The organism is Arthrobacter sp. SPT-J7 (genome assembly GCF_059089965.1).
In genome coordinates this window covers 1-4,037 of sequence record NZ_JBNHFF010000267.1, presented here as the reverse complement: position 1 = coordinate 4,037, position 4,037 = coordinate 1, and the positions used below count along the sequence as shown (strand labels likewise).

The 4,037-nt window shown below is 65.1% G+C and carries 3 protein-coding genes and 1 pseudogene; 1 reads left to right on the top strand and 3 read right to left on the bottom strand.

Translation table 11 applies throughout. From position 1 onward, the window contains the following. The 3 genes and pseudogenes from AC5RWX_RS31060 to AC5RWX_RS31050 all read right to left on the bottom strand — a co-directional run. Window positions 1-842 (bottom strand): annotated as a pseudogene (locus tag AC5RWX_RS31060) (ABC transporter permease); the annotation flags it as partial. Continuing rightward, window positions 842-1,765 carry an ABC transporter ATP-binding protein gene (locus AC5RWX_RS31055; RefSeq protein ID WP_494100045.1) on the bottom strand — a complete coding sequence of 308 codons (924 nt, stop codon included), beginning with the start codon at window positions 1,763-1,765 and terminating at the stop codon, window positions 842-844. The gene AC5RWX_RS31055 and the pseudogene AC5RWX_RS31060, both read right to left, overlap by 1 nt. Window positions 1,766-2,056: 291 nt before the next feature. Then, window positions 2,057-3,580, bottom strand: coding sequence for a SulP family inorganic anion transporter (locus AC5RWX_RS31050; protein WP_494100044.1), 1,524 nt, complete (start codon window positions 3,578-3,580; stop codon window positions 2,057-2,059). 179 nt (window positions 3,581-3,759) lie between these two features. On the opposite strand from AC5RWX_RS31050, the gene AC5RWX_RS31045 reads away from it, so the two are divergent. After that, a partial coding sequence (locus AC5RWX_RS31045) for a MerR family transcriptional regulator (RefSeq protein ID WP_494100043.1) occupies window positions 3,760-4,037 on the top strand: 278 nt, incomplete at its 3' end.

Here is a 4,037-nt window from a genome sequence, read left to right as displayed (position 1 = left end):
TCCGGCCCTGTTTCATCCGCAGGAATGTAGCTGGCACCGAGATCCCGGCTACGGCGGAGCACCACGGCAACCCCTGCCAGGACCACCGCCCCGGCTGCAATGACCAGCAACGGCCAGCCGTCAGCATCCGTGAAGGGACTCATGCGCTGGCCCCAGCCGATGGGCGAAAAAAGTGACGGCCACGCGGGGGTGACGTGCTGCAGTGACGCGTCGGAGGCACCGAGGGCGTCACCGGCGCCCCGGACCAGGTATGCCCCGCCCACGAGCGCCGCCGCTGCACCGTTGGCGCTCCGCGCTGAGGGCATCAACTGCGCCACCAGTGCGGCGGCCGCCATGAAGAACAGCCCAACAGCCCCCACAGCTGCCCCCGCCAGGAACGATCCCGCAACTGGCAGCCCCGCCCCGACGAAGCCGGCGGACACAGCCAGCGCAAGGACCACGTTGGCGCAGGTGCCGAGCAGCACGGTTGCGTACAGGGACGACACCCGGGTCACGGGAGTGGAGCCCACCAGCTCGAAGCGGCCCTGGTCCTCATCCGCCCGGGTGTGTCGTACCACCAGGAATGTACTCATCAGCCCTGCCAGCACTGCGGTGAAGGAATAGCCCTGGAAGAAGGTGACCGCTCCGGAGCTGATGCCGTCCGGAAGCCCCCGGAGGAAGAGGAATGCGGGGCTGGCAGCAGCAACTGCGATCAGGGCGGCCCGATCGTTGTCCGCACTGAACTGTGTAGTGACGGCGGTGGCTGCCGCCAAACCCAAACCGGCGATGCCCAGAATCCAAGTGGTGAGGACGCCGCGGTCCCCGCGTGCCTGCAGCAGGGCAAGGCGAACGACGGCGCCCATCACAGGACCTGGCTCTTCCGCGCGATGGGCTGTTCGTTGTAGTGGCGCATGAACAGCTCCTCCAGGGACGGAGGTGCGGCAGTGATGCCCGTAACGCCGGCTGCAGCCAAAGCATCCAGGACGGACCCGAGGTCCTCTGTGTCGGCGTCGAACTCCAGTGCCGTCCCGTCGGTGCGGAGATCGTGGATGCCCGGTACCGATGACAATGCCTCCGGTTTAGCTGCGGAGGTGACCCGGAAGCGGGTGCGGGTGAGATGCCGAAGCTCGGCCAAGGTCCCGGTCTCCACCGCGGCCCCGGAGCGGATGATGGTCACCCTGCCACAGAGCTGTTCCACCTCGGCCAGGATATGGCTTGACAGCAGCACTGTGGCCCCGTCGTCCCTGACCCTGCGGACATGCCGGCGGAATACGGCATCCATAACCGGGTCCAGGCCCGAGCTCGGCTCGTCCAGCAGGTAGAGCCTGGCCGGGCGGGAAAACGCCGCTATCAGCGCCGCCTTCTGCCGGTTACCTTTTGAATAGGTCCGGGCCTTTTTCTTCGGGTCGAAGTCGAACTCCTCGATGAGCTGCCGGCGCAGGCCTTCGTCCGCGCCACCGCGGAGCCCGGCCAGAAGGTCGATGACCTCGCCCCCGGTCAGGTTCGGCCACAGCGTCACGTCCCCGGGGACGTAAGCGACGTCCCGGTGGGCCCGCACCGGTTCAGTCCACGGGTCGAGGCCAAACACCCTTGCCGTTCCCGACGTCGGGCGGATCAGGCCCAGCAGTATCCGGAGGGTAGTGGACTTCCCCGCCCCGTTGGGGCCCAGGAAGCCGTGGACTTCCCCGGCCATCACGGACAGGTCCAGGCCAGCGAGCGCGGCCGCCCGCCCGAAGTTCTTAACTAGCCGTGTGGTGGAGACGACGGGAGATGATTCTGGATGCATGGCCGTTCCTTGGTCGCAGCAATCACGCCCGAGGCGGTTACCAGGGGCATGCCGCAGTCGTTTCCGCATGCGGGCCGACCAGGCTTCCCGGCTCTCCGGTCCACATCTTACAAGTGGAGATTTGGGCACGGAAGGGGCAGTGCGCTCCCGAATGAGTGCCACTTGCCTGGCAACCCACACGGTCCGCGGCTGTGCCCGGACACTGAGCCCGAGGATCAGCTGGCGCCAATGCCGCCTGGGATGGCTGAAGCGGAAAACCAGGGCCTGACAGCCGGTGTTCGGCTGCTCGGGTCAGTGGCCGGCGCCAAGCTTCCCGCCAAGGCGCTCCCGCATGGTGGTGCTCGCATCGTTCAGCCCGATGATCTTCACGTCCTTGCCGTGGTGCCTGTACTTCTCGGTGATCGCGTCCAGGGCGGCGATGGTGGACGCATCCCAGAGGTGGGAGGCGTGCATGTCGATCACCACGTGCTCGGGATCCAGCGCGTACTCGAACTGCGTGTAGAGGTCGTTGGAGGAGGCGAAGAAGAGTTCGCCGTTGACGACATAGGTGGCAGTTTCGTGTCCCCCGGCAGTGGTGACGGTCCGCTCCACGGTCACGAAGTGCGCCACGCGGCGGGCGAACAGCACCATGGCCACGAGGACGCCGACGCCGACGCCGATGGCCAGGTTGTGCGTGGCAACGGTGACGATGACGGTGGCCGCCATAACCATGGTTTCGCTCTTGGGCATCATCTTCAGGGTGCGGGGGTGGATGCTGTGCCAGTCAAACGTGGCCCAGGAAACAAAGATCATCACCGCAACCAGCGCTGCCATCGGGATCACCGACACGACCCCTCCCAGGGCCACCACAAGGATCAGCAGGAAGACGCCGGCGAGGAAGGTGGAGATGCGGGTGCGGGCGCCGGAAGCTTTGACGTTGATCATGGTCTGGCCGATCATGGCGCAGCCGCCCATGCCCCCGGTAAAGCCGGTGACGATGTTGGCCACGCCCTGGCCCCACGCCTCGCGGGTCTTGTGGGAGCGGGTGTCCGTGATGTCATCAACGAGCTTTGCGGTCATCAGGGACTCGAGCAGGCCAACGAACGCCATGGCCACTGCGAAGGGAAAGATCACCTGCAGGGTCTCCAGGGTGAACGGAACACTCGGGATGAACAGCGACGGCAGCGAGTCCGGCAACTCGCCCTTGTCCCCCACGGTCGGCACGACGATCGAGGCCAGGACAGTGATGAGGGTCAGGACGACGATCGCTACCAGCGGGGCGGGCACGACTTTGGTGAGCTTGGGCAGGCCGAACACGATCACGAGGGCCAGGGCTGCCAACGGGTAGACCAGCCACGGGACATTGATCAGCTCGGGGACCTGTGACATGAAAATCAGGATGGCCAGGGCGTTGACGAAGCCCACCATCACCGAGCGCGGGATGAAGCGCATCAGCTTCGCCACCCCGGAAAGGCCGAGGATGATCTGGAAAATCCCGGCGAGGATGACCGCGGCGATGAAGTAGTCCACGCCGTGGGACCTCACCAGTGGGGCAATGACCAGGGCGATCGCACCGGTGGCCGCGGAGATCATGGCCGGCCGCCCGCCGACGAAGGCAATGGTGACAGCCATGGTGAAGGACGCAAACAAGCCAAGCCGTGGGTCGACCCCGGCGATGATGGAAAAGGCTATTGCTTCCGGAATCAGGGCCAGGGCGACGACGAGCCCGGCGAGGACTTCGGTCTTGAGCCGGCGCGGGGACTTCAGAGTTTCCCGGACCGATTGGAGTTGCTCGGGGGTGTAGGCCTGGGCTTCCCCAGCGCTTTTGACGGCCATTGCTGGCTCCGTTCATGGTCAGGAAGACACGACGGTGTCTTCGCTATTTCTTGAAGAATGAAGGGGCGCAGCACCGCGCCGAAAGGAGGGGAATCACGCTTGAAGGTCTCGCCACTCACAGGAACTCTACCTTAACGTGATGGTAGAGTTTGGAACCCGGCAAGAAATGGAGATCCCTGATGACGGCCAAAACCGGCAGCACCACCATGCACATCGGTGAACTGGCAGAACGGACGGGCCTGTCTCTGAGGACCATCCGCCACTACGACGAGGTGGGCCTGCTTCCCGCGACAGCACGGACCGAAGGCGGGTTCCGCGTCTATTCAGAGGATGACTTCGAACGTCTGATGGTTATCAAGCAGATGAAGCCGCTGGGATTTTCACTGGAGGAAATGGCGGACATTCTCACCATTCTTCGCGGCGGGCAGGGACAAGGATCTGCCGTGCGCAAGCCGGA